This is a genomic window from Stenotrophomonas sp. SMYL8, assembly GCF_036320065.1.
GTDB lineage: Bacteria > Pseudomonadota > Gammaproteobacteria > Xanthomonadales > Xanthomonadaceae > Stenotrophomonas > Stenotrophomonas maltophilia_A.
Window position 1 is genome coordinate 74,488 of sequence record NZ_JAWIRR010000011.1, and the last position, 25,697, is coordinate 100,184.

Below are 25,697 nucleotides of genomic sequence, written 5' to 3' on the forward strand. Positions count from 1 at the left end.
CGGGGGGGCGCTCCCGGTTCGGGCGGCCGGGGGCCCCCACCCCCCCCAGGCCGCGCGGGTTCCCTGCGGGTGCCGGCCAGCGGCCGGCACTACCACTACGCCGCGATCGGCGCCTGCGGTGACGGGCTGTTGCCGTTGTCGTCCGGGTGGTCGTCGTCGTTGCCCGCTTCGTCGCGCCAGCGCCAATCGGCCAGGGTCAACGGATCCAGGCCATAGGCAATGCGCGCCTTGTCGCACTGCGGGCTGGCCTTGCCGTACTCCCACGATGCATCCACCTCACGGCACACGCTGGGCCGGTTGGGGTGGATGGTGCAGCGTGAATACACGCCGATCTGCGCATCCAGCGCCACGCAGCGCACCGGCTTGGAGTGGGTGCCGCGCATGCACAGGCGATGCGGGTCCAGCACCTCGGTCAGCTGGTGCGGTACGCCGCCGGGGGTGACCTCGTCTGATTCCATCCAGTGGAAGGCCACGCGGTATTGGGTGCAGCAGGCGCCGCAGGTCATGCAGGGATGTTGCATGGGCAAGCCGCCTCGGGCGGCAGTCGGAATCAGGAACGAGGGTGCGGATTTTCCACGAAGTGGGCCGCCGCGCAAGAAATTCCGTAAGCGGCGACAATGAACGGATGAACCGACCCTGCAATATTGCCGCCCGTTTGCCTGAACTGGCGCGTGAACGGCCCGACCAGATCGCCATCCGCTGCCCGGGCCGCCGTGGTGCCGGCAACGGCATGGCCGCCTACGACGTGACCCTGGATTACCGCCAGCTGGACGCCCGCAGCGACGCCATGGCGGCTGGCCTGGCCGGCTACGGGATCGGCCGCGGAGTGCGCACGGTGGTGATGGTGCGGCCGTCACCGGAGTTCTTCCTGTTGATGTTTGCCCTGTTCAAACTGGGCGCGGTGCCGGTGCTGGTCGACCCGGGCATCGACAAACGCGCGCTGAAGCAGTGCCTGGATGAGGCGCAGCCGGAGGCTTTCATTGGCATTCCGCTGGCCCATGTGGCGCGGTTGGCGCTGCGCTGGGCGCCCTCGGCGACCCGCCTGGTCACCGTCGGCCGCCGCCTCGGCTGGGGCGGGACCACGCTGGCCGCGCTGGAGCGCGCCGGTGCCAACGGGGGGGCGATGCTGGCCGCCACCGATGGCGAGGACATGGCCGCGATCCTGTTCACCAGCGGCTCCACCGGCGTGCCCAAGGGCGTGGTCTACCGCCACCGTCATTTCGTCGGCCAGATCCAGCTGCTGGGCAGTGCCTTTGGCATGGAAGCGGGCGGGGTGGACCTGCCGACCTTCCCGCCGTTTGCCTTGTTCGACCCGGCGCTGGGCCTGACCTCGGTGATCCCGGACATGGACCCGACCCGGCCGGCACAGGCCGACCCGGCACGCCTGCATGACGCCATCCAGCGTTTCGGCGTGACCCAACTGTTTGGCTCGCCTGCGCTGATGCGGGTGCTGGCCCGTCACGGCCGGCCGTTGCCGACGGTGACCCGGGTGACCTCGGCCGGCGCCCCGGTGCCGCCGGATGTGGTCGCCACCATCCGCAGCCTGTTGCCGGCCGATGCGCAGTTCTGGACCCCGTACGGTGCCACCGAGTGCCTGCCGGTGGCGGTGGTGGAAGGCCGCGAGCTGGAGCGTACCCGCGCGGCCACCGAGGCCGGTGCCGGTACCTGCGTGGGCAGCGTGGTTGAACCGAATGAGGTGCGCATCATCGCCATCGATGACGCACCGTTGGCCGACTGGTCGCAGGCGCGCGTGCTGGCCACCGGCGAGGTGGGCGAGATTACCGTGGCCGGACCGACCGCTACCGACAGTTACTTCAACCGCCCGCAGGCCACCGCGGCGGCGAAGATCCGCGAGACGCTGGCCGATGGCAGCACGCGCGTGGTGCATCGCATGGGTGACGTGGGCTACTTCGATGCGCAGGGCCGCCTGTGGTTCTGCGGCCGCAAGACCCATCGCGTGGAAACCGCACAGGGGCCGCTGTACACCGAACAGGTGGAGCCGGTGTTCAACACCGTGCCGGGCGTGGCGCGCACGGCACTGGTTGGCGTTGGCCCGGCGGGTGCGCAGGTGCCGGTGCTGTGCGTGGAACTGCAGCGTGGCCAGAGCGACAGCCCGGCGTTGCGCGAGGCGCTGCGCGCCCAGGCCACCCTACGATTGCCCGAGGCGAACCTGCAGCACGTACTGATGCACCCCGCGTTCCCCGTCGATATCCGTCACAACGCCAAGATCGGCCGCGAGAAGCTCGCCGTCTGGGCCAGCGCCGAACTGGAGAAGCGCGCATGAAGATCCTGGTCACCGGTGGTGGTGGTTTCCTTGGCCAGGCGCTGTGCCGTGGGCTGGTCGAACGTGGCCACCAGGTGCTGGCGTTCAACCGCAGCCACTACCCGGAACTGCAGGCCATGGGCGTGGGCCAGATCCGTGGCGATCTGGCCGATGCGCAGGCGGTGCTGCATGCAGTGGCCGGCGTCGATGCGGTGTTCCATAACGGCGCCAAGGCCGGCGCCTGGGGCAGCTATGACAGCTACCACCAGGCCAACGTGGTCGGCACCGACAACGTGATCGCCGCCTGCCGCGCGCACGGCATCAGCCGGCTGGTCTACACCTCCACGCCCAGCGTGACCCACCGCGCGACCCACCCGGTGGAAGGCCTGGGTGCCGACGACGTGCCGTACGGCGAGGACTTCCAGGCACCGTATGCGGCGACCAAGGCGATCGCCGAACAGCGCGTGCTGGCCGCCAACGATGCGTCGCTGGCTACCGTGGCGCTGCGCCCGCGCCTGATCTGGGGCCCGGGTGATCAGCAGCTGGTGCCACGCCTGGCAGAACGTGCGCGGCAGGGCCGCCTGCGTCTGGTGGGCGATGGCAACAACAAGGTGGATACCACCTACATCGACAACGCCGCGCTCGCGCATTTCCTCGCCTTCGAAGCCTTGGCACCGGGTGCCGCGTGTGCGGGCAAGGCCTACTTCATTTCCAACGGCGAACCGCTGCCCATGCGCGAGCTGGTCAACAAGCTGCTGTCCGCTGTGGGGGCACCAACGGTGGACAAGGCGATCAGCTTCAAGACCGCTTATCGCATCGGTGCGGTCTGCGAGCGGCTGTGGCCGCTGCTGCGCCTGCGTGGCGAGCCGCCGCTGACCCGCTTCCTGGCCGAGCAGCTGTGCACGCCGCACTGGTACAGCATGGAGCCGGCGCGCCGTGACTTCGGCTACGTGCCGCAGGTCAGCATCGAGGAAGGACTGCGCAGGCTGAAGGCTTCATCTGCCGCATAGGTCGCCATCACTGGTTGCACACCGCCAGATCGGGAGGATGGACCCACGCCATCCAACGGCCCGGACATCTGCGAGGAGCACCATGCTGCATTACGCCGTTATTTTCTTCGTCATCGCCATCATCGCTGCCGTGCTCGGCTTCTCCGGCATCGCCGGTGCCGCCAGCAACATCGCCTGGATCCTGTTCGTTGTGTTCCTGGTACTGGCAGTGATTTCGATGTTCCGCAAGCGCGGCTAGAAGACCGCTGGGTAGTGCCGGCCGCTGGCCGGCACTGTTCTTTCCGGTGGGTGCCGACCGTCGGTCGGCACGCCATCGTCTGGTAGGTGCCCACCTTGGTCGGCACGCCTTTTGTAGAGTCGAGCATCGCTCGACTCTACCGAGACACAGAGCGCCTCTACACGGCGCTGTGCAATCCACGATCGGCTGCATGGCGTTCCTGCGCCAGTTCGATCAGGCGCGTGATCAGCGTGGTGTAGTCCACACCGCTGGCGCCCCACAGCTTCGGGTACATGCTGATGCGGGTGAAGCCCGGCAGCGTGTTGACCTCGTTGATGACGATCTCGCCGTCTGCGGTGAGGAACACATCCACGCGCGCCATGCCCGCACACTCCAGCGCCTGGTAGGCCCGCAGCGCGATCTGCTGGATACGCGCCTGGGTTGCAGCATCGATATCCGCCGGCACGACCACCTCGGCGCCATCCTCGTTGATGTACTTGGTGTCGTAGGCGTAGAACTCGTCGTGCACCACCACCTCGCCGCACAGGCTGGCCTGCGGCTGTTCGTTGCCCAGCACCGCGCACTCGATCTCACGGCCGACCACCGCCGATTCGACCAGCACCTTGTGGTCGTAGCGCAGCGCCAATGCAAGTGCCTCGGCGAAGCCCGCCGCATCCTTGACCTTGCTCACACCCACCGACGAACCCTGGTTGGCCGGCTTCACGAACAACGGCAGGCCGAGCTGCGCGATCACCGCATCGGCATCGACGTCAGGGGCCTGGTGACGCCGGATGCACAGCCACGGCGCCACCTGCAGGCCAGCGTCGCGCAAGAGGCGCTTGGTCACGTCCTTGTCCATCGCCACCGCCGAGCCCAGTACCGGAGAACCGACGAAAGGCAGGTTGGCCATGCGCAGCAGCCCCTGCAGCGCTCCGTCCTCGCCCAGCGGCCCGTGCACGATCGGCAGTACCACATCGATCTGGCCCAGCGCGCTGGCCGCATCGGAGGGCTGCAGCTGTGCCTGTTCCACACCCGGGCGCACCGCCAGCGACGTACCGGACCGATGCAGCGCGATGCGCGACGGATCATCGGCATTGATCAGGAAGGTATCCGGCTGGCTCAGATGCCACTGGCCCTGCTTGTCGATACCGACCAGCACCGGCTCGAAGCGCTCGCGATCAAGCGCATCGAGGATGTTCTTCGCCGACTGCAGCGAAACTTCGTGCTCGGAGGACTTGCCCCCGAAGATGATGCCGACCCGGGTCCGTGCCATGGTGTTGCGATGTCCTGTGCGTTGCGTGGCCGTACAGCATGAACCTTCCATTGCCGCACAGGTGAGGCACAGATGAACCGCCTGACGGTCGGCTCGAGTAGCGGCCAACCCTGGTTGGCACCCCCGGAAATCCAGCGTCGACCAAGGTCGGCATCCACCAACGCGAGATGCCATCAGCATTGGGTCAGAGCCCGTTGCGCAGCAACGGGATCCGACCCCAGTCGTTCCGGCAGATCGCAGGAACCTGTCGAAGGCGGGGTGGGTCCGGTTGCGGGGGCGTGAGCCGCATGGGCCCGAGGCATGCCTCGGGCGGGTTGGGCAGGACGCCCAACCCCGGTCTTGCCGTGTGCGCAGGACAGCGCACACGAGCATGCGGCGACCGAGCTTACATGGGTGAGGGCGCTTTGCTTGCGAAGCACTGCTTCGCAAGCGCCCGAACGCACAGCCGCCAGCGGCTGGGCCGGGCCCCGGAGGGGTATTTGCAGCGGCCCCCGCAACCGGACCCACCCCGCCTCCCCACAGGAAGCCAGCCTTTGATGTTGCTCTGGCAGTCGCCTCTGCGGGTGCCGGACGGCAGCCCGGCCCAAGCCCCCCACCCACGCAGGTAGAATGCGCACATGGCTCTCTCCCTGCTCAAGTCCCTCAAGCCGGTCGCTGGCCGCGCCCTGCAGATCGCCCTGAACCGCGCGCTGGCGCTGGATCCGGATACCCGCCATGCACTGGCCAGCCTCGACGGCCGGCACATCGACCTGACCCTGGAAGCGCCGTCGCTGGCCATGCGCATCAGCGTCGACGGTGATGCACTGCGGGTCGGCCCGGTGGACGCGCAGGAAGCCGACCTGGCCGTGCGCAGCAGCCTGGCCGGCGTGCTGGCGCAGCTGCCGCTGCTGGCCAACGCACGGCGCGGCGACAACAACGGCAAGGGTCGCGTGCGCGTGGCCGGTGATGCCGAACTGGCGCGTCGCCTGCAGCAGCTGGCCAAGGGCTTCGATCCTGACTGGCAGCAGCCGTTCGTCAGCGTGTTCGGCGACGTGCTGGGCGTGCAGGTGGCCAACACCCTGCGCAGCGCCCTGCAGCATGCGCGCCAGGGCGCGATCGACCTGGCCCACAGCGCCGCCGAGTTCATCACCGAGGAATCGCGCGACGTGGTGCCGCGTGCCGAGCTGGATGCCTTCCACGACGATGTGGACGTGCTGCGCGACGACGTCGAACGCCTCGGTGCACGCGTGCAGCGTCTGCGGGGTGCCGCATGAAGGCCGTGCTGCGTGCCAGCCGCATCGGCCGGGTGATCCTGCGTTACCGCCTCGACGACCTGTTGCAGGGCACTCCTGCCGAGCGCTGGCTGCGCCTGGCCAAGCCGTTCGTGCCGCGCGCCTCGGCCGACATCGCCGCTCAGTCGCGCGGTGCACGCCTGCGCCTGGCACTGCAGGATCTGGGCCCGATCTTCGTCAAGTTCGGCCAGATCCTGTCCACCCGCCGCGACCTGGTGCCGCCGGATGTGGCCAATGAACTGACCCTGCTGCAGGACCGGGTCAAGCCGTTCGATGGTGAGACCGCGCGTCGCATCGTCGAGGAAGCGCTGGGCCTGCCGGTCAGCGAGGCCTTCGCCAGCTTCGATACCGAACCGCTGGCCTCGGCCTCGATCGCGCAGGTGCACGCAGCCACGCTGGCCGATGGCCGCCAGGTGGTGGTCAAGGTGCTGCGCCCGGGCATCGAGAAGCAGATCGACGCCGATATCGCGTTGCTCAATTCGCTGGCTGCCCTGGTCGAGCGCACCCACCCGCGCGCTGACAAGATCCGCCCGCGCGAAGTGGTGGCCGAAGTCGAGAACACCCTGGCTGCCGAGCTGGACCTGCAGCGCGAAGGCGCCAATGCCAGCGTGCTGCGCCGCTTCTGGGAAAACAGCGACGATCTGTACGTGCCGGAAGTGATCTGGAGCCACACCGCCGAGCGGGCACTGACCCTGGAACGCGTGTGGGGCATCCCGTCCGATGACATCGCCGCACTGGACAAGGCCGGCATCGACCGCAAGGCGCTGGCCGCCAAGGGCGTGCGGGTGTTCTACACCCAGGTGTTCCGCGACAACTTCTTCCACGCCGATGCGCACGCCGGCAACATCTGGGTCGACACCGATCCGGCGCGCCGCGCCAACCCGCGTTTCATCGCGCTGGACTTCGGCATCATGGGCCAGCTCTCGCAGGAAGATCAGTACTACCTGGCCGAGAACTTCATGGCCATCTTCAACCGCGATTACCGCCGCATCGCCGAACTGCACGTGCAGGCGCGCTGGATGCCGGACAACGTGCGCATCGATGACCTCGAGGCCGCCGTGCGTTCGGTGTGCGAGCCGTACTTCACCCGGCCGCTGTCGCAGATCTCGCTGGCCGAAGTGCTGATGAAGCTGTTCCGCGTGGCCCAGCGTTACCAGCTGACCCTGCAGCCGCAGCTGATCCTGCTGCAGAAGACCCTGCTGAACATCGAAGGCGTCGGCCGCCAGCTCGACCCGCAGATCGACATCTGGGCGGTGGCCAAGCCGGTGCTGGCGAAGATCCTGCGCGAGCGCTACAGCCCGCGCCGCGTGGTGCGCGAGATCGGCAAGCGCCTGCCGGAAATCATGACCCATGCGCCGGACATGCCGCGCCTGGTGCACGCCTGGCTGACCCAGCAGGTGGAAGGCCGGCATGAGCTGGCGATGCGTTCGCGCGACCTGGCCGCACTGGATGCCAGCGTGCAGCGCCTGCAGAAGCATGCCGTCGGTGCCATCACCGGTGTCGGCCTGCTGGCCATTGCCGCACTGATGTACGTGCTGCAGCCGCCGGGCTGGTACTGGGGCGACGTGCCGGCGTGGAGCTGGCTGTCCGGTGCGCTCGGCGCAGTGGCGCTGCTGCGCGCGTGGTGGAAGTAGGCCCCATGCTGCAGGCACTCAAGGACGAACTGATCCGCTTCGGCGCCGACAACGACGCACGCGAAAGCGAGCGCGGCCGACGCATGCTCAACATCACGCCCGACACCGGTGAATTCCTGTCGGTGCTGGTGCGCTTCGGCAACGCTCGCCGGGTGCTGGAAATCGGTACGTCCAACGGCTATTCCACGCTGTGGCTGGCCGAGGCAACTGCCGCCATCGACGGCCACGTGACCACGCTGGAATACACCGAGGACAAGGTGGCGATGGCGCGTGATACCTTCGCGCGCAGTGGACTGGCCGATCGCATCACGCTGGTCCACGACGATGCCGGGCTCTGGCTGGCGCAGGCCGCCGATGCCTGCATCGACCTGCTGTTCCTCGATTCGGACCGCGGGCAGTACGCCGGCTGGTGGCCGCAGTTGCGTCGCGTGCTGCGCCCGGGTGGCCTGCTGGTGGTGGACAACGCCACCTCGCATGCGGAAGAGATGCAACCGCTGCGCGTGCTGCTGGACGCTGATCCGGACTTCAGCACCAGCCTGGTGCCGGTGGGCAATGGCGAGCTGTTGGCCGTGCGCAGCGCCTGACCGCTCTACAGGTAGGTGCCAATCTTGGTTGGCACGCTGTTGCCGGCCGCTGGTCGGCAACCGCAGCCATCCGACTGCCCGGAGACAGCCGGCCAGCGGCCGGCTCTACCCCATTCAATGCCCAGCCCCGATAATCCTGCCGTGAGCACCGAACCCGATACCCTCGCCGCGGTCGAGACCGACACCGCACCCCTGCAGCTGCTGCACCTGGATGAGCGCCTGGCCGTGGTCAACAAGCCTGCCGGGCTGATGGTCCACGACAGCAAGCTGGCCCGTGGCGAAGACGACTTCCTGGCCGACCGCCTGCGCGAGCAGCTGGGCCGCCCGATCTTCCTCGTGCATCGCCTGGACCGGGCCACCAGTGGCTGCCTGCTGCTGGCCTTCGACCGCGATACCGCCAGTGCGCTGGGCAAGGCCCTGATGGGCGGCGAAGTGCTGAAGGACTACCTGACGGTCTGCCGGGGCTGGCCGGCCGAGCTCGCCTGGCAGGTCGATCATGATCTGGACGGCGGGCCGGGCAAGCCGGTGAAAAAGCCGGCGATCACCGACTTCCAGCGCCTGGCCACCGGCGAGCTGTCGGTGCCGGTCGGTGAATTCACCAGCTCGCGCTACGCACTGCTGCGCTGCCAGCCGCAGACCGGACGCTTCCGGCAGATCCGCCGGCACCTCAAGCACCTCTCGCATCACATGATCGGCGACACCAGCCACGGCGATGGCCGCCACAACCGCATCTTCCGCATGCAGGGCGTGCACCGCATGCTGCTGCACGCCGAGCGCCTGCGCTTCCCGCATCCGGACGGTGGCACGGTGGACGTGCGTGCGCCGTTGGACGGCGGGTTCCAGAAGGCGCTGGACCTGTTCGGTTGGCAGGTGGATACCGATTGACGGTAGTGCCGGCCGCTGGCCGGCATCTGCGCGGTTCCAGATGTAATGGGGAGCCGGCCAGCGGCCGGAACTACCTCATTTCTTTTCCGGCTCGTTGACGATCGCTTCCAGATCCTTCTGCAGGTCCGCGAACAGCGGCTGCATGCGCGCCTGGATCGCCACCATCACGTTCTGCATCAGCGCCGGGGTCTTGTCCAGCAGGCTCTGGCCGGCCGCGCTCTCGTAGAACTCGGCCATCGCCAGCACGTCTTCCTTGCTGAAGGTCTTCTTGTACAGGTCCACGTACATCGGCCGCAGCTGCTGCCACGACAGGGCCTGTCGCAGGGTCTGGCTGGTCCGCGCCTGGATCCGCTTCAGCTGTTCCTGCTGCTGGGCGTTGAGCTGGCGCTGTGCGGCTACCTGCTGGAACTGCTGCTGCTGCATCGCCTCGATCTGCGGCAGCATGGTGTCGATCATGCTCTGCGCGCGCGAGGCCGAGAGCAGGCGGTTGATGTCGCCATCGGTCGGCGGCGCGGCCAGGGCCGGAACGCTGGCCACGGCCAGCGCCAGCAGCAGGGCGGCGCGGCGCAGCAGGGACGGCAGGGCGGGTGCGGTGCGGGTCATGCGGGGCTTCCTGCAGTACATGGGACGGCCAGCATACCCGCAGCCAAGGCGAAGGCGGCGTGTTCGGTACCTGATCGGCGGCATACGGGGCGCGATGCCGCACTCCGGTGTGTGGCTGCCGCTACAATGCGCGGATGGGCAGTGGACCGGTCACCATCAGCGCGCAGCTTGAAATCCCCGACGGCGAGATCGTCGAGCGGTTCGTGCGTGCCAGTGGCGCCGGTGGCCAGAACGTCAACAAGGTCTCCACCGCGGTGGAACTACGTTTCGATGTGGCCAACTCGCCCTCGTTGCCCGAACCGTTGCGCGCGCGCCTGCTGGCGCGGCGTGACCGGCGCATGACCGGCGAAGGCGTGCTGGTCATCGACGCGCAACGTTTCCGGACCCAGGATCGCAATCGCGAGGATGCGCGCGATCGGCTGGCGGCCTTCATCCAGGCCGGGCTGAGCGTGCCCAAGCCGCGCAAGGCCACCAAGCCGACCCTCGGGTCGAAACTGCGTCGTCTGGACGCCAAACGCGGGCGCGCGCAGATCAAGCGCGGGCGCTCATCACGTGACTGGGAGTGATTGCTTGAACAACCCGACTTCGTTGCTGCCGGCCGTGCCGCCGCAGATGCCGCAGGTCAAACCCAACGCCTTCCTGCGCTGGCTGGCGCGCTGCACCCTGCGCATGGGCGGCTGGAAGGTGACCGGTACCCTGCCTGACATCCCCAAGCTGGTCTTCATCATCGCCCCGCATTCGTCCAACTGGGATGGCCTGTGGGGCATGGCCGCGAAGATCGCGCTGGGCATGAGGGTGAAGGTGCTGGGCAAGGCATCGCTGTTCTGGTGGCCGCTCGGCCCGCTGCTGCACAAGCTGGGCGTGATCCCGCTGGACCGCAGCTCGCCGCAGGGCACCGTCGGCCAGGCCGTGGACCTGCTGCGCAACAACGAGAAGATGTGGTTCGCCATCACGCCCGAGGGCACCCGCAAGGCCGTGAAGGACTGGAAGGCCGGCTTCCTGAAGATCGCGCGGATGGCCGACGTGCCGATCCTGGCCGCGTATTTCCACTACCCGGAGAAGACCATCGGCATCGGCCCGCTGTTCACGCCGACCGGCGATGACGCCGCCGACATGGCCGCCATCCGCGAGTTCTACCGGCCCTGGATCGGCAAGACCCGCGGTACGGTCTGAGCCGGCCGCAGGCCGCCGCATAGACGCCACGTCCGGCACATGCCGGGCGAGCGCGACAGGAGTAGGGTGGAGGGCTGGTATCCCATACCGTCTGCCCAAGGAGCGTTTTACATGTCGCGTACCGTAGTCCTGGCCGCCGCCATCAGCCTGGCGCTGGCGGCCTGTTCCGGCAAGGAGTCCACCCCCGTGTCCGATGCCCAGAAAGCCCCGGCCCAGCAGCCGGCCGAAGCCTCCACCAATCCGCTGCTGAGCGCCAGCACGCTGCCGTTCCAGGCGCCGCAGTTCGACAAGATCAAGGACAGCGACTACCTGCCGGCGTTCGAGGAAGGCATGCGCCAGCACCTGGCCGACGTGCGCAAGATCGCTGACAGCAGCGAGCCGGCCACCTTCGACAACACCATCGTGGCGATGGAGCGCAGCGGTGAGACGCTGAACCGCGTGTCGCGCATCTTCTTCGGCCTGGTCCAGGCCGATACCAACGATGCGCGCCAGAAGATCCAGGAAGACGTGGCGCCGAAGCTGGCCGCGCACCAGGACGAGATCAACCTCGATCCGAAGCTGTTCGCGCGCGTGAAGTCGCTGTACGACCAGCGTGACACGCTGGAGCTGGACCCGGTGCAGAAGCGCCTGGTCGAGCATTACTACGACGGCCTGGTGCGCGCCGGTGCGCAGCTGTCCGACGCCGACAAGGCGAGCCTGCGCAAGCTCAACGTGGAAGAGACCACCCTTTCCACCCAGTTCCACACCCGCCTGGTGGCGGCCACCGCCGCTGCGGCCGTTGTCGTCGACGACAAGGCCAAGCTGGCCGGCCTGGACGAGAATGCGATCAACAATGCCGCCAATGCAGCCAAGGATCGCAAGCTGGATGGCAAATTCCTGCTGCCGCTGCAGAACACCACCCAGCAGCCGGTGCTCGGCTCGCTGAGCGACCGCGACCAGCGTGCCGCCGTGCTGAAGGCCTCGGAAACCCGCGCCGAGCGTGGCGATGCCAACGACACCCGGCAGACCGTGCAGCGCCTGGCCCAGCTGCGTGCGCAGAAGGCCAAGCTGCTCGGCTTCGACACCTTCGCCGACTACCAGCTGGGCGACCAGATGGCCAAGACTCCGGCTGCCGCGCTCAAGCTGCTGACCGACACCGTGCCGGCCGCCACCGCCAAGGCCCGCGCCGAGGCCGGCGAGATCCAGAAGGTGATCGACGCGCAGAAGGGTGGTTTCCAGGTCGCTGCCTCGGACTGGGACTTCTACGCCGAGCAGGTGCGCAAGGCCAAATACGATCTGGACGAGTCGCAGATCAAGCCGTACTTCGAACTGGACAACGTGCTGCAGAACGGCGTCTTCTACGCCGCCACCCAGCTGTACGGCATCACCTTCAAGCCGCGTACCGACATTCCGACCTACAACCCGGACATGAAGGTGTACGAAGTGTTCGACAAGGACGGCACCTCGCTGGCCCTGTTCTACACCGACTACTTCAAGCGTGACAGCAAGTCCGGCGGCGCGTGGATGGACGTGTTCGTCGAACAGGACGGCCTGACCGGTGCCAAGCCGGTGGTCTACAACGTCTGCAACTTCACCAAGCCGGCCGCCGGCCAGCCTGCGCTGATCAGCTTCGACGACGTCACCACCATGTTCCATGAGTTCGGCCACGCACTGCATGGCATGTTCTCGAACGTGAAGTACCCGTCGATCGCCGGCACCGCCACCTCGCGTGATTTCGTCGAGTTCCCGTCGCAGTTCAACGAGCACTGGGCGCTGGATCCGAAGGTGTTCGCCAACTACGCCAAGCACTACAAGACCGGCGAGGCGATGCCGCAGGAACTGGTCGACAAGATCCTCAAGGCACGCAGCTTCAACCAGGGCTATGCGACCACCGAGTACCTGTCGGCCGCGCTGCTGGACCTGGCCTGGCATACGCAGAAGGCCGATGCGCCGCTGCAGGATGTCGGCGCCTTTGAAGCCAGTGCGCTGAAGAAGTTCAAGGTCGACCTGCCGCAGGTGCCGCCGCGTTACCGCACCACCTACTTCGACCACATCTGGGGTGGCGGTTACTCGGCTGGTTACTACGCCTACTTCTGGGCCGAAGTGCTCGACCATGACGCCTACCAGTGGTTCACCGAACACGGTGGCCTGACGGCGGCCAACGGCCAGGAGTTCCGCGACAAGATCCTCTCGCGCGGCAACAGCGTGGAACTGTCGACCCTGTACCGCGATTTCCGTGGCAAGGACCCGTCGGTGGAACCACTGCTGAAGTTCCGCGGGCTGAAATAAGAAAGCGAAAACGGCGGGGGCAACCCCGCCGTTTTTCCTTGTGTAGCGTCGAGCTTGCTCGACGGTCTTTCCACGAAAAGCCAGTCGAGCAAGCTCGACTCTACACAAGCGGCTTACGTCCCCACGTGCACCCGGTTCGCCTGCTCGGCCAATCCCAGGTGGTCCAGCGCGATATCCAGCGCCAGCACATAGCTCTGCGCACCGTAACCAGCGGCGATGCCCAGCCGCTGGCCGACACCCGCCGGCAGGCACGGCTCGGCCACCGCGCCGTCGTCATGCACTTCCACGTAAGCGTTGTGCAGGTAGGGCAGCAGCCGCTGCAGGCGCAGGCTGTTGGCACACGCACCCGGATCCAGCAGGGTCACCTCGCCGCGACTGTGGTCGGCCACGCGCAGCGCATCCAGCAGTTCCTGTTCCGAACCGCAGGCACGGATCGCGACGCTGGTACCGGCGTCGATCGCACGATGCACCAGTGACTTCAGGACTGGTGCCGGCAACGGCATTGCCGTGCGGATCAGCGCACCGGCCGCTTCCGGGCCACGAATGATGAAGATCGACATGGCTCAGCCCTCCTGTGCCAGGCGGCGGCCGACAATGGCCAGCGACAGCGGATACCCGGCCTGCTGGCTGCGCTGGTCGACCACCACGGCGGCGGGGCCGTGCTGCAGGCGCAGGCGTGCCTCCAGGCCCGGCTCGCTGGGGGCCTGCAGCTCGATGTACTGCGCCGGCAGCCGTTCCAGCGCCGCCTGCAGCGCGCAACCTTCGGCCTGCCATTGCGCCTCGTCGGCGGCGCCGACATCCAGCAGTACCCAGTCGGCCGAGTGCGCCTGCGGCTGGCACAGGCACTGGCGCACTTCGGACAGGCTGGCGCAGTCGCTGCACAGCACGCGATGGCCGGCCAGCTGCGCCGGCAGCTGCGGGCGCGGCGCCGACGAAGATGCGTGGCGGATCACCAGGAGGGTCATACAACACCTTGCGGAATGCGCCCTGTGGCGCGGTGGGCACACGATGCGCGTGGTGGCCGTAAAGGTGCGATGCCCGCTGCCGGGCCGGGGCGTAAAACCTGCGTAACCCCTTCTGTAGCGCCGAGCCCATGCTCGGAGGGTGGCGCGGGAACCTCTCCCGCCCGGATGTGGTCTGATAGCGCTACCACTTGCTCGGAGCCTGTCATGGATGCTGTTGCCCGCCCCCCGTTTTCCGAACGCGCGCTCATCTGGCTGAAGAAGGAAGCATTGCCGCTGCTGGTGATGCTTGGCCTGCTCGCCGCCGCCCGCGATACCCTCGCCAACCACTACGTGGTGCCCAGCGGCTCGATGCAGCCGACCCTGCAGCCCGGCGATCGGGTGGTGGTGGACATGCGCGCCTATGGCCTGCGCCTGCCGTTCACCGGCAAGGAACTGATGTCGACCGGCGTTCCGCAGCGCGGTGAAGTGGCGGTGTTCGATTCACCGGCCGACGGCACCCGCCTGATCAAGCGCGTGGCCGCAGTGGCCGGTGATCATGTGCAGCTGCGCGAAGGCCATCTGAGCATCAACGGCCAGCCGCTGCAGATTGCCGACCTGCAGGACGTGGAGGCCTTCGGCGACCGCCATGCCAGCCTCGACCTGGATATGGGCGGCGGCCCGGACATCGCTGACCTGGTGGTGCCGGACGGCAAGGTACTGGTGCTGGGTGACCACCGCGGCAACAGCTTCGACGGCCGCTTCTTCGGTTTCGTCGACGCCGACAAGGTTTACGGCCGTGCGGTGGCGGTGTACTACCGCCGTGGCGATGGCTTCGAATGGCAGCGCCTGTAAGCTGAATTGATACTTTTGGTGTATCAATCCTGACCTATCAGGTTATGGATCGACTGGATCGACGGGCCTAGTCTGAGGCCCGTTCCCTCCCATGCCCGGCCGTCCCCACCGGCCCATCGATCCCATGACTGGCGAAACCGCGGCGGCCGTCGAACGCCGCCCCTCCACTGTCGATTCCATCGCCGAGACCCGCATCCAGCAGGGCACACCGGCCTTCCGCCGCACCGCGCTCGCGTTGTTCCTGGCCGGTTTCTCCACCTTCGGCCTGCTCTACACGGTGCAGCCGCTGCTGCCGGAGTTCAGCCGTCACTTCGGCGTGTCCGCCGCCGGCAGCGCGATGTCGCTGTCGTTGACCACCGGCACGCTGGCGGTGGCGATGTTGCTGGCAGGCCTGATCTCCGACGCGGTTGGCCGTCGCCCGATGATGATCGCCGCGCTGCTGGCCTCGGCCACGCTGTCGCTGTGCACGGCGCTGGTGGATGACTGGACCACGCTGCTGGTGCTGCGCACGCTGCTCGGCCTGGCGTTGAGCGGCGTGCCGGCAGTGGCGATGACCTACCTTGTCGAGGAAATGGACAGCCGCGCGCTGGGCCTGGCGATGGGCCTGTACATCGGCGGCAACGCCATCGGTGGCATGAGCGGGCGCCTGCTGGCCGGCATCATCGCCGACCACTGGGGCTGGCGCTGGGGCATCGGCGTGGTTTCGATCATCGCCATCGCCAGTACCGTGCTGTTGTGGCTGCAGCTGCCACCGTCGCGGCACTTCCATGCACGTCGCGGCGGCCTGCGCCAATTGCCGTCGCGCTGGCGCACGCTGTTCGCCGACCCGGGGCTGCCGTGGCTGTTCGCTACCTCGTTCGTGCTGATGGGCGTGTTCGTCACCCTCTACAACTACCTCGGGTATCACCTGCTGGCGCCGCCGTACCACCTCAGCCAGACCGTGGTCGGGCTGATCTTCAGCGTGTACCTGGTGGGCACCTTCAGTTCGGCATGGATGGGCCAGCAGGCCACGCGTTACGGGCGCGGTCGCATCCTGTCGATCTCGTTCGCACTGATTGGTGCCGGCATCGTGCTGTTGGCGATGCCGTGGCTGAGCACTATGGCACTCGGTATCGCGCTGGTGACGTTCGGCTTCTTCGGCGGTCACTCGGTGGCCAGCAGCTGGGTCGGCAGCCGCGCTGGCGCGATGCGCGCCGAAGCGTCGGCGCTGTACCTGTTCGCCTACTACCTGGGTTCGAGCGTGCTCGGTGGTGTAGGCGGCCTGGCCTATGCAGCGTGGGATTGGCTGGGCCTGTGCCTGTTCGCCGCCGTGCTGACCCTGATCGGCGGTGGCATTGTCTGGGCGCTGCAGCAGCGCGCCCCGCAGCCGGTGACGGCGTGAACCTGCTCTGGTAGATGCCGACCTTGGTCGGCGCCGTGGCCGTGGGCCAACCAAGGTTGGCCGCTACCGGGTTGGTTGCACCTCACCCTTCGGCGAACGCCTCACGCAACAGCCCGGCGAAGTTGCGGATCAGCGGCGTCACACCCTCGCGGTGCCACGCCAGCTGCACTTCCGAATGCGCACCGGCATCGGCCAGTGCCACGAAGCGCGCGCCTTCCACGCGGATGTGATCACAGGACGACGGCAGGATCGCCGCACCCAGACCAGCAGCGGCCAGACTGATCAGCGTCGACGCCTCACCGGCCTCCTGCACGATGCGCGGGGTGAAGCCCGCCGCCGCACACAACGCGATCATGTGGTCATGAATACCCGCGCCCGCACTGCGGCGGAACGCCACGAACGGTTCCTGCGCGAAGTCGTGCAGCGACAGCGTGCCCTGCGCCGAGAGCCTGCGCAGGGCAGGGTGGTCGGCATGCACGATCAACGCCAGTGGATCGACGAACAGGCTGTGCGCCACCAGCTCCGGCGGCAATGCGCGCTTGCGGATGATGCCCACGTCCAGTGAACCGTCGAGCAGCGCATCGATCTGCTGCAGGGTGTTCATCTCGCTCAGCTGCAGCCGCACCTGCGGATAGCGTTGGCGGTACTGCAGGATCGAGCGCGGAATCTGCGGCGACAGTGGCGTCGCGCGGGTCAGCCCGATGCGCAGCTCACCCTGCTCACCGCGCTGCGCGCGCTGGACTTCGTCCACCGCCGTTTCCACCTGCTGCACGATGGCCCGCGCACGTTCCTGCAGTAGTTCACCGGCAGGCGTCAGCTGCACACGACGATGGCTGCGCACGAACAGGCGCGCACCGATCAGATCTTCCAGCTGGCGGATCTGCTGGCTGAGCGGCGGCTGCGACATACCCAGCCGCTCCGCCGCCTGGCCGAAGTGCAGCGTGTCGGCGACGGCAAGGAAGTAACGCAGATGGCGGAGTTCGATGGACATGGGGCCAGTTTATTCATCGCCAGCCGGAAATGGGGTCAGAGCCCGTTGCGCAGCAACGGGATCCGACCCCGACAGATCGCGGCCAACTGTCGAAGGCGGGGTGGGGGGGGGGGGGGGGGGGGGGGGGGGGGGGGCGCCCCCCGCCCGCCCCCCCCCCCCCCCCCCCCCCCCCCCCCCCCCCCCCCCCCCCCCCCCCCCCCCCCCCCCCCCGCCATCTCACGGAAGTCCAGCTTTTGACGTTGCAGTTGCCGTTGCTTCGGCAGGTGCAGGGCGCAGCCCTGCCGAACATCCCTCACCGCTCGGAATGCCCGCTCTGGTCGTAATCGCGCGGACTGAACAACTCCGGCTGGATCAGCTCGATGAACGCCCGCGCCTGCGCCGACAACGCCTTGCCCCGGCGCACGATCACCCCGTAGCTGCGTTCCGGGAACCAGCGCTTCATCGACCGCGCCGCCAGCCGCTCGCGGTCGGCCTCGTTCAGGCACAGCGCCGGCACGATGGAAATACCCATGCCCATTGCCACGTACTGCTTGATCACCTCCCAGCCGCCCACCTCCAGCGCCACGGTGTAGGCGATGCGGTGGCGCTGGAATACCTGGTCGACCAGCCGGTAGGTGATCTGCCGCTTCGGCGGCAGCACCAGGGGATAGCGGGCGATGTCGGCCAGTTCCAGTTCGCCGCCGCTGGCCAGCGGATGGTCGTGCGGTGCGATCAGTACCTGCTCGAAGCGGTAGGCCGGCGCGTAGCTGAGGTCGGCCGGCACATCGGTCATCGAACCGATCGCCAGGTCGGCGGCGTCCTCGCGCAGCAGGTCGGTGCCGTCGGCGCTGATCGCGTTGTGCAGGGTCAGGCGCACGTCCGGATGATGCAGGCGGAAGCGTTCGACGATCTTCGGCAGCAGGTACAGGATGGTCGAGCTGTTGGCGGCGATGTTCAGTTCGCCCGCGTCCAGGCCGCGCACCTTGTCGCGGAAGCGCGCCTCCAGCCCGTCCAGGCTCTCCACCAGTGGCTGCGCCATCTCGTACAGCAGCTGGCCCTCGCGGCTGGGCACCAGGCGGCGCCCGCTGCGTTCGAACAACGGCACCCCCAGCTCACGCTCCAGCGCCTGCAGCTGCAGGCTGATGGCCGGCTGGCTGACGAAAAGCGCCTCAGCCGCCCGTGAGACCGAGCCCAGGCGCACGGTCTGGCAGAACGCGCGCAGCGGCTTCAACCGGTCGGATTTGTAGGAAAAACGCGGACTTGGCGAGGGGCGCGTGGTCATGGCGTCACAAGTATTAGCACAATTTATGTAAAGCATTGCAAAAACTGTTTTGCCAAATACTCGATACCGGCGGCACCGTGGAGACGTTCCCCCACCGCTGGAGTCGCCCCATGTCCGCCGTCGCTTCCGCTGTTCCCACCCCCGCCAGCAAGGCCACCCCCGGTATCGCCCTGGCGACCCGCGTGGCCGGCCAGGACACCCTGCTGCCGGCGCCACTGCTGGCCCTGCTGGTGTCGCTGCACCGTGCGGTGGAACCGGGCCGGCAGGCACGGCTGCAGGCACGCCGCGTGCGCCAGGCGTTCTTCGACCAGGGCGGCCTGCCGGACTTCCGCGAGGACACCGCCGCGATCCGCAGCGGCGACTGGCGTGTTGCCCCGCTGCCGGCCGCGCTGCAGGACCGCCGCGTCGAGATCACCGGCCCGACCGACCCGAAGATGGTCATCAACGCGCTGAACTCCGGCGCCAAGGTGTTCATGGCCGACTTCGAGGATTCGACCTCGCCGACCTGGCGCAACCTGCTGGCCGGGCAGCAGTCGCTGGCCGCCGCGGTGCGTGGCGATCTCGAATACACCGCACCCAATGGAAAGCACTACGCCCTGCGCCCCTTCGACGAGCAGGCGGTGCTGATCGTGCGCCCGCGTGGCTGGCACCTGGACGAGAAGCACGTGCGCATCGATGGCCAGTTCATCGCCGGCGGCCTGTTCGACGCGGCGGTGTTCGCCTTCCACAACGCCCGCACCCTGCAGGCCAAGGACCGTGGCCCGTACTTCTACCTGCCCAAGCTGCAGAGCATGGAAGAGGCGGCGCTGTGGGAGACCGCGCTGTCGCACATCGAAGGCATGCTCGGCCTGCCGCACGGCCAGATCAAGGTGACCGTGCTGATCGAAACGCTGCCGGCGGTGTTCGAGATGGACGAGATCCTGCACGCGCTGCGTGACCGCATCGTCGGCCTGAACTGCGGGCGCTGGGATTACATCTTCTCGTACCTGAAGACCTTCCGCCGCCATGCCGACCGCGTGCTGCCCGAACGCGGCCAGGTGACCATGACCCAGCCGTTCCTGAAGGCGTATTCGGAGCTGCTGATCCAGACCTGCCACCGCCGTGGTGCGCATGCGATGGGCGGCATGGCCGCGCAGATTCCGATCAACAACGATGCCGCTGCCAACGAGCAGGCGATGGCCCGTGTGCGCGCCGACAAGCTGCGCGAGGTCACTGCTGGCCACGACGGTACCTGGGTGGCACACCCGGCGCTGATTCCGGTGGCGATGGCGATCTTCGACGAACACATGCCCGGTGCGAACCAGCACAGCGTGCTGCGCCAGGATGTGCGCGTCGGCCGCGACGAACTGATCGCGCGGCCGCCGGGCACCATCACCCGTGCCGGCTTTGAGGGCAACGTGGAAGTCTGCGTGCGCTACCTGGCGGCGTGGCTGGATGGCAACGGCTGCGTGCCGATCCACCACCTGATGGAGGACGCGGCCACCGCCGAGATCAGCCGCAGCCAGCTGTGGCAGTGGCTGCATACGCCGGGCCAGCAGCTGGACGATGGCACTGCGATCGACCTGGCGCTGCTGGATTCCACCCTGTCGCAGCTGCCGGCACGGCTGGGCGATACCGCCGCGCTGCCTGGTGGCGCACGCATCGGCGAGGCCATCACCCTGCTCGGCGAACTGAGCCGCAGCGACGAACTGACCGATTTCCTGACCCTGCCGGCCTACGCGCGCATCGACTGACCGACTGCCCGCAAACCCGCCGTTTCCCTCCCCGCTGCACGCACGAACCGAACTGGAGAAAGACATGAGCAAGCTGCCCACTGCCGAACAGATCCAGCACGACTGGGATACCAACCCGCGTTGGGAAGGCATCCAGCGCAACTACAGCGCTGCCGACGTGGTGCGCCTGCGCGGCACCGTCCACATCGAGCATTCGCTGGCCCGCCTGGGTGCGGAGAAGCTGTGGGCGTCGCTGCATGAGCGCGAGTTCGTCAACGCGCTGGGTGCATTGACCGGCAACCAGGCCATGCAGCAGGTCAAGGCGGGCCTGAAGGCGATCTACCTGTCCGGTTGGCAGGTGGCGGCCGACGCCAACCTGGCCGGGCAGATGTACCCGGACCAGTCGCTGTACCCGGCCGATTCGGTGCCGGCGGTGGTCAAGCGCATCAACAACACGCTGCTGCGCGCCGACCAGCTGCACCACGCCGAAGGCAAGGACGACATTGATTTCCTGCAGCCGATCGTCGCCGATGCGGAAGCCGGTTTCGGCGGCGTGCTCAATGCGTTCGAACTGATGAAGGCAATGATCGAGGCCGGTGCCGCTGGCGTGCACTTCGAAGACCAGCTGGCGTCGGTGAAGAAGTGCGGCCACATGGGCGGCAAGGTGCTGGTGCCGACCCGTGAGGCGATCGAGAAGCTCAACGCCGCGCGCCTGGCCGCCGACGTGCTGGGCGTGCCGACCCTGCTGGTGGCGCGTACCGACGCCGAAGCCGCGGATCTGCTGACCAGCGACATCGATGGCAATGACAAGCCGTTCGCCACCGGCGAGCGCACCGTGGAAGGCTTCTACAAGACCCGCAACGGCCTGGACCAGGCGATCAGCCGTGGCCTGGCCTATGCGCCCTACGCCGACCTGGTGTGGTGCGAGACCGGCAAGCCGGACCTGGAGTTCGCGCGCAAGTTCGCCGAGGCGATCCATGCGAAGTTCCCGGGCAAGCTGCTGGCCTACAACTGCTCGCCCAGCTTCAACTGGAAGAAGAACCTGGACGACGCCACCATTGCCAAGTTCCAGCGCGAGCTGGGCAGCTACGGCTACAAGTTCCAGTTCATCACCCTGGCCGGCTTCCATGCATTGAACTACGGCATGTTCAATCTGGCCCACGGCTATGCACGCCGCCAGATGAGCGCGTTCGTGGAACTGCAGGAAGCCGAGTTTGAAGCGGCCGAGCGCGGCTTCACTGCGGTCAAGCATCAGCGTGAGGTTGGCACCGGCTACTTCGATGCGGTGACCCAGGCGATCCAGCAGGGCCAGTCGTCGACCACCGCATTGACCGGTTCGACCGAGGAAGAGCAGTTCCACGGCGGGCGCAGCGAACGCGCGGCGTGATGCGGTAGTGCCGGCCGCTGGCCGGCAACCACGTGATACTTCGGGCACCACAGGGAAGCCGGCCAGCGGCCGGCGCTACCGAAGCCTCGAAATCCGATCAGGGTGGCCAGGGAAGGGCCAGACAACGCCGGCCGGTCGGGGGACCTGCCGGCGTTGTTGTATCGATGCAAGGGAGCAGCGCGCAGCCAGCGTCAATCAGGCGCACCCCCGCGTGCCGGCAACTTGGCCGAAAGCCTGTGAAACCCAGCATCGGATTGATCCAGCAGGGGTTTTGCCCGGACACCCGTGACCAGAACGGGCCACCACCGATCTTCACATCAATCAAGATCGGCAGACGGGTCAAAATGAGATAGGGCGCACACTTTAAAGCGGTGCTATGCTCCGCGGCTCACCAGGGGACGCTGGCGGCGGGTGCAGGGAATGACCGGCAGGGGTGCGGCCGAGAACAGTGATGTGACGTCAGGTATCGCCCGGGTGGCGATGGCCGAGATCGTGCACGCGCTGCTTTCCGCTGCCGAGGTTGCATTGTTCGCCAGATTTGCCCGTCCATGCAAGCTTCATGCCGGACAATGGTTGTTCCAGCGTGGCCATCGCGGCGAACGGATGTATGTGATCCTCCAAGGCCAGATCGAACTGGACTTCGGCGAGGACCTGGTGATCAAGACGCTCGGCCAGCATGAGTTCTTCGGTGAGCTTGGCCTGCTGGTCGGTGATCACCTGCGCAGCGCCAGTGCACGCGCGCTGGCCGACTGTGAAGTACTGGAGCTGGGCCCGGCCGACTTCCATCGCCTGGTGGAATCCGATCCCGGCCTGGTCGCCTACTTCCTGCGCCGTACGATCATGCGCGTGCTGACCAACGAGCAGGCGCTGATCAGCCAGCTGCGTCGGCGCAACCACGATCTGGAAACCGCGCTGGACAACCTGTACATCACCACTCACCAGTTGACCCACACCCGTGAACTGGTACGTACCGATGAACTGACCGGGCTGCACAACCGTCGTGGCCTCACCCTGTACCTGCAGGAATGCCGCGCCGATGGCGAAGGGTTGCCGCAGGCACTGCTGCTGATCGACTGCGACCGCTTCAAGCAGATCAATGATCGCCACGGCCACCAGGCCGGCGACCGTGTACTGCAGAGCATGGGCAACATCCTGCGCTCGATGGCCGGCGAACAGGACCTGGCCTGCCGCCTCGGCGGCGATGAGTTCTGCCTGATCCTGCGCCGTGGCAACCATGAGATCGTGCAGCACGCGGCCGAGTTCATCCTCAGCGCGGTGCATGGCCTGCTCGAACGCAGTCATGGCACGCCGCACGTCAGCCTGGTCAGCATCGGTGCCAGCCTGCTGGCGCCGGAGGCGGGCTGGAGCGAGTGGTACGCCAACGCGGACCGAGCGCTGTACCAGGCCAAGCGCGATGGTGGCAACTGCCTGCGCTGGGCGGATGCAGCGGACATACCTTGATCGGGAGAGACCGGCGATGAATGGCGACAACGGAACGTCGACGCCGCACAACCAGCAACTACGTGCGCTGCTGTTCACCGATCTGTGTGATTCGCTGCTGCTGGTCGAACGCATCGGCGATGTTGCTGCCGCCGAGCTGTTCCAGGAACACGACCGCTTGGTGCTGGCGCTGCAGCAGCGCTGGCACGGCCAGCTGATCGACCGCTCCGACGGATTGTTCATGCTCTTCGAGCGCCCGATTGATGCGCTCGGATTCGCCCTGGATTACCAGCGTGGCCTGCAGCCGCTGGGGCAGGCGCGTGATCTCCGACTGCAGGCGCGGGCCGGGTTGCACGTGGGTGAGGTCATCCTGTGGAACAACAGCTCGGAATCGATCGCGCTTGGAGCCAAGGCTGTGGAGGTGGAGGGCCTGGCCAAGCCGATGGCCGCGCGCCTGATGCAGTTGGCTCCCCCCGGACAACTGCTGATGTCGGCGGCTGCTGAATCGGTGGTGCGCCGTGCAGCGACGGAGCTGGGTGAACTGGGCGGTCGCCTGCAGTGGAGGTCATTCGGTCGCTGGCGCTTTCGCGGTGTGGCGCAACCGATGGAAGTGCTGGGCGTGGCGGTGGCGGGGAAGGGCATGCTTTCCCGGCCGCGTGCCAGCGACAAGGCACGCCCTGATGTTCCGGTCTGGCGGCGTCCGCTGGCGATGGCCGCGCAGGCGGCCCTGATTGTCTCTGTCGGGCTGGGCCTGTGGCTGCTGGCCCGGCCACAGCCGGCGATTGCCTTCGCCGAACGCGACTGGGTGGTGATGGCCGATGCGCGCAACCTGACCGATAACCCGGTCCTGGACGACGCCCTGAACCAGGCGTTGCGCATCGGGCTTGAGCAGTCGCGTTACGTAAACGTGATCAGCGACATGAAGGCGCGCGACACCATGGCGCGCATGTTGATGCCAGAAAACACCGAGATCGATCGTGCCGCCGCTGTCCAGATCGCAATGCGCGATGGCGCGCGCGCGGTACTCGATCCCTCGATCCGTGAGGTACACGGCCAGCTGCGTGTGGCCGTCGATGTCGTCAATCCTGCCACTGGCGAGACCGTCTACTCGGTTTATTCCGATGGCAAAGGCCTGCCTTCCGCGCTGACCTCCAGTGACCAAGTGGTGGTGCAATTGCGATCGCGGTTGGGCGAAGCGATGGCGCAGATCGGCAAGACATCGGCACCGTTGCCGCAGGTGGCAACAGCCAACCTCGACGCACTGCATGCCTACGCACGCGGACAGCTTGCCTATGGCCGCGGACAGACCGAGTCGTCATTGAAATTTTTCCAGATCGCAACGCGCATCGATCCCGACTTCGCCATGGCCTATGTCGGGCAGATGCGATCGATGTTCAGCCAGGGCCAGCTGGAGGACGCGCGCGGTTTGCTGACCAAGGTCAGGACGCTGCGTCATCGGCTGAGCACGCGTGAGGGCCTGTATCTGGATGCATGGCAGGTGGAGCTGGAGTCCGGTTCTGAATCCGCCGCTGGCGAGGCCTGGAAGGTACTGGCCGATCTGTATCCGGATCATCACGGGGCCAGCGTCAACCATGGTCTGGCCGAGTTCGTGCTGGGCCACTACGAAAAGGCGGAGCAGGCCGTTGCCCATGCCAACGTGGAGCAGAACCCGTTACGCAGCGTGACGCTGGAACTGCTCGGGCGCATCCAGTTGGCACGGGGAAAGGTCGATGAGGCGGTAGCAACGCTGCATCGTGCCATGCAGCTCGCCGAAGGTCGCCCGAACCGGCAGCTGGTTGCGGCGCTGGCCGTGTCCGGGCGAAATGCAGAGGCCAGTGCAGTGCTGGCGCGGTTGCCGGAGATCGGGCCGGGACGGTGGCTGGAAGGGACTTCACTGGCCATTGATGAGGGGCGATTTGAGGAGGCGTTGGCAGCCTCGGTCGCGTCCGCAGGCCGGTGCAATGGCGGTCCCTTCGTATGTGATCTGCTGGGCACGGTCAATTTGGCTGTTCACGCCGCGGCGGCTCGATGCGTAGCGCCACGCGACTTCGCAACGCAGGCCAGCGCGCTGCTGCGGAATGCGGCACGCCCCGACAACGGTGAACGCGGACAGTATCTGTACTTCGCTGCGGCCAGCTTGTATGCGGCACAGCGCTTGGGCCTGCAATCCTCGATCGGCCGGCAGGTGGCCGAGCTTGACGTATTGGCGGCCGACGCCGTCGACCCACGTGCGCGCCAGTTGGCGGCGGTGGTCAAGGCCAATGCGTTGCATCTGTCCGGTGACAGCGCGCAGGCAATCAAGATGCTGCAGGCGATGGTTGATGGCAGCGAGCTGTTCCAGGTCCACAGCGTGCTGGCAGCGGCCTACGCCGCACAGGGCGCGATACAGGAGCAGCAGTCGCAGCTGGACTGGATGCGTCGGCACCGTGGGCGCGCCTATACCGAATTCGCAGGCTCGTCCGTGTTGCAGGCATTGAATGTAGGCGACAGCCAGCGTGGGCCATCACGCCCGGGATGCGCCCTCTCACCGGACGCATCCTGAGCGATC

Annotated in this window: 23 protein-coding genes; 16 read left to right on the forward strand and 7 right to left on the reverse strand. The window is 67.2% G+C overall.

All coding sequences use genetic code 11. The features are described from left to right. Positions 1 to 95: 95 nt before the first annotated feature. A complete protein-coding gene (locus V3B25_RS11065; RefSeq protein WP_004135417.1) occupies positions 96 to 521 on the reverse strand; it encodes a YkgJ family cysteine cluster protein in 426 nt (141 codons plus the stop codon). A 104-nt stretch (positions 522 to 625) separates the two neighbouring features. On the opposite strand from V3B25_RS11065, the gene oleC reads away from it, so the two are divergent. The 3 genes from oleC (at position 626) to V3B25_RS11080 (ending at position 3,511) form a co-directional block, all read left to right on the forward strand. Continuing rightward, positions 626 to 2,284, forward strand: coding sequence for an olefin beta-lactone synthetase (gene oleC, locus V3B25_RS11070; protein ID WP_049421105.1), 1,659 nt, complete (start codon positions 626 to 628; stop codon positions 2,282 to 2,284). Further along, on the forward strand, positions 2,281 to 3,273 hold the full coding sequence (gene oleD, locus V3B25_RS11075) for a 2-alkyl-3-oxoalkanoate reductase (RefSeq protein ID WP_049421106.1): 993 nt from the start codon (positions 2,281 to 2,283) through the stop codon (positions 3,271 to 3,273). The genes oleC and oleD overlap by 4 nt, the downstream gene beginning before the upstream one ends. Before the next feature lie 82 nt (positions 3,274 to 3,355). Then, positions 3,356 to 3,511, forward strand: coding sequence for a DUF1328 domain-containing protein (locus V3B25_RS11080; protein WP_004153593.1), 156 nt, complete (start codon positions 3,356 to 3,358; stop codon positions 3,509 to 3,511). 157 nt (positions 3,512 to 3,668) lie between these two features. On the opposite strand, the gene ddlA is transcribed toward V3B25_RS11080, so the two are convergent. Next, complete coding sequence (gene ddlA / locus V3B25_RS11085) at positions 3,669 to 4,763, reverse strand: D-alanine--D-alanine ligase (RefSeq protein ID WP_329810671.1); 1,095 nt, start codon at positions 4,761 to 4,763, stop codon at positions 3,669 to 3,671. A 617-nt stretch (positions 4,764 to 5,380) separates the two neighbouring features. Here ddlA and V3B25_RS11090 point away from each other — a divergent pair. The 4 genes from V3B25_RS11090 to V3B25_RS11105 all read left to right on the forward strand — a co-directional run bounded on the left by V3B25_RS11090 (position 5,381) and on the right by V3B25_RS11105 (position 9,137). Then, positions 5,381 to 6,016: an SCP2 sterol-binding domain-containing protein gene (locus V3B25_RS11090; RefSeq protein ID WP_032130462.1), complete on the forward strand. Its 636-nt coding sequence runs from the start codon at positions 5,381 to 5,383 to the stop codon at positions 6,014 to 6,016. Continuing rightward, entirely contained in the window at positions 6,013 to 7,668 is a 1,656-nt protein-coding gene (gene ubiB / locus V3B25_RS11095) for a ubiquinone biosynthesis regulatory protein kinase UbiB (protein ID WP_329810672.1), read from the forward strand. The genes V3B25_RS11090 and ubiB overlap by 4 nt, the downstream gene beginning before the upstream one ends. Before the next feature lie 5 nt (positions 7,669 to 7,673). Beyond that, positions 7,674 to 8,252 carry an O-methyltransferase gene (locus V3B25_RS11100; protein WP_329810673.1) on the forward strand — a complete coding sequence of 193 codons (579 nt, stop codon included), beginning with the start codon at positions 7,674 to 7,676 and terminating at the stop codon, positions 8,250 to 8,252. A gap of 141 nt (positions 8,253 to 8,393) precedes the next feature. Next, positions 8,394 to 9,137, forward strand: coding sequence for a pseudouridine synthase (locus tag V3B25_RS11105; RefSeq protein ID WP_049421002.1), 744 nt, complete (start codon positions 8,394 to 8,396; stop codon positions 9,135 to 9,137). A 75-nt stretch (positions 9,138 to 9,212) separates the two neighbouring features. Here the strand turns inward: V3B25_RS11105 and V3B25_RS11110 are convergent, their stop codons facing one another. Further along, a complete protein-coding gene (locus tag V3B25_RS11110) occupies positions 9,213 to 9,740 on the reverse strand; it encodes a DUF2059 domain-containing protein (protein ID WP_010487093.1) in 528 nt (175 codons plus the stop codon). A 134-nt stretch (positions 9,741 to 9,874) separates the two neighbouring features. Between V3B25_RS11110 and arfB the strand changes: the two genes are divergently transcribed. From arfB to dcp, 3 genes are all read left to right on the forward strand, one after another. After that, entirely contained in the window at positions 9,875 to 10,306 is a 432-nt protein-coding gene (gene arfB / locus V3B25_RS11115) for an alternative ribosome rescue aminoacyl-tRNA hydrolase ArfB (protein WP_032130467.1), read from the forward strand. Between the two features lie 4 nt (positions 10,307 to 10,310). Beyond that, positions 10,311 to 10,913, forward strand: coding sequence for a lysophospholipid acyltransferase family protein (locus V3B25_RS11120; protein WP_329810674.1), 603 nt, complete (start codon positions 10,311 to 10,313; stop codon positions 10,911 to 10,913). 111 nt (positions 10,914 to 11,024) lie between these two features. Further along, the gene (gene dcp, locus V3B25_RS11125; protein ID WP_107431618.1) at positions 11,025 to 13,181 is read left to right on the forward strand and encodes a peptidyl-dipeptidase Dcp; all 2,157 of its coding nucleotides are present in this window, start codon (positions 11,025 to 11,027) and stop codon (positions 13,179 to 13,181) included. A 113-nt stretch (positions 13,182 to 13,294) separates the two neighbouring features. Here dcp and V3B25_RS11130 read toward each other — a convergent pair whose 3' ends face one another. Further along, a complete protein-coding gene (locus V3B25_RS11130; RefSeq protein ID WP_004153636.1) occupies positions 13,295 to 13,741 on the reverse strand; it encodes a 3-dehydroquinate dehydratase in 447 nt (148 codons plus the stop codon). 3 nt (positions 13,742 to 13,744) lie between these two features. Beyond that, positions 13,745 to 14,146, reverse strand: coding sequence for a hypothetical protein (locus tag V3B25_RS11135; protein WP_049421005.1), 402 nt, complete (start codon positions 14,144 to 14,146; stop codon positions 13,745 to 13,747). Positions 14,147 to 14,350: 204 nt separating this feature from the next. Between V3B25_RS11135 and lepB the strand changes: the two genes are divergently transcribed. Beyond that, positions 14,351 to 14,977: a signal peptidase I gene (gene lepB / locus V3B25_RS11140; RefSeq protein WP_049421006.1), complete on the forward strand. Its 627-nt coding sequence runs from the start codon at positions 14,351 to 14,353 to the stop codon at positions 14,975 to 14,977. A 124-nt stretch (positions 14,978 to 15,101) separates the two neighbouring features. Beyond that, the gene (locus tag V3B25_RS11145; protein ID WP_329810675.1) at positions 15,102 to 16,358 is read left to right on the forward strand and encodes an MFS transporter; all 1,257 of its coding nucleotides are present in this window, start codon (positions 15,102 to 15,104) and stop codon (positions 16,356 to 16,358) included. Positions 16,359 to 16,440: 82 nt separating this feature from the next. On the opposite strand, the gene V3B25_RS11150 is transcribed toward V3B25_RS11145, so the two are convergent. Further along, positions 16,441 to 17,349 (reverse strand): LysR family transcriptional regulator, encoded by a 909-nt coding sequence (locus V3B25_RS11150; RefSeq protein WP_071228780.1) that lies wholly within the window; start codon positions 17,347 to 17,349, stop codon positions 16,441 to 16,443. Between the two features lie 292 nt (positions 17,350 to 17,641). Next, positions 17,642 to 18,610 carry a LysR family transcriptional regulator gene (locus V3B25_RS11155; RefSeq protein ID WP_121503027.1) on the reverse strand — a complete coding sequence of 323 codons (969 nt, stop codon included), beginning with the start codon at positions 18,608 to 18,610 and terminating at the stop codon, positions 17,642 to 17,644. A 110-nt stretch (positions 18,611 to 18,720) separates the two neighbouring features. Between V3B25_RS11155 and aceB the strand changes: the two genes are divergently transcribed. From aceB to V3B25_RS11175, 4 genes are all read left to right on the forward strand, one after another. Beyond that, a complete protein-coding gene (gene aceB, locus V3B25_RS11160) occupies positions 18,721 to 20,343 on the forward strand; it encodes a malate synthase A (protein ID WP_329810676.1) in 1,623 nt (540 codons plus the stop codon). A gap of 64 nt (positions 20,344 to 20,407) precedes the next feature. Beyond that, positions 20,408 to 21,709, forward strand: coding sequence for an isocitrate lyase (gene aceA, locus V3B25_RS11165; protein WP_004153647.1), 1,302 nt, complete (start codon positions 20,408 to 20,410; stop codon positions 21,707 to 21,709). Positions 21,710 to 22,129: 420 nt separating this feature from the next. Beyond that, positions 22,130 to 23,170 (forward strand): GGDEF domain-containing protein, encoded by a 1,041-nt coding sequence (locus V3B25_RS11170; RefSeq protein ID WP_049400576.1) that lies wholly within the window; start codon positions 22,130 to 22,132, stop codon positions 23,168 to 23,170. 16 nt (positions 23,171 to 23,186) lie between these two features. After that, positions 23,187 to 25,691, forward strand: coding sequence for a putative peptide modification system cyclase (locus tag V3B25_RS11175; RefSeq protein ID WP_329810677.1), 2,505 nt, complete (start codon positions 23,187 to 23,189; stop codon positions 25,689 to 25,691). The last annotated feature ends 6 nt before the right edge of the window (positions 25,692 to 25,697 follow it).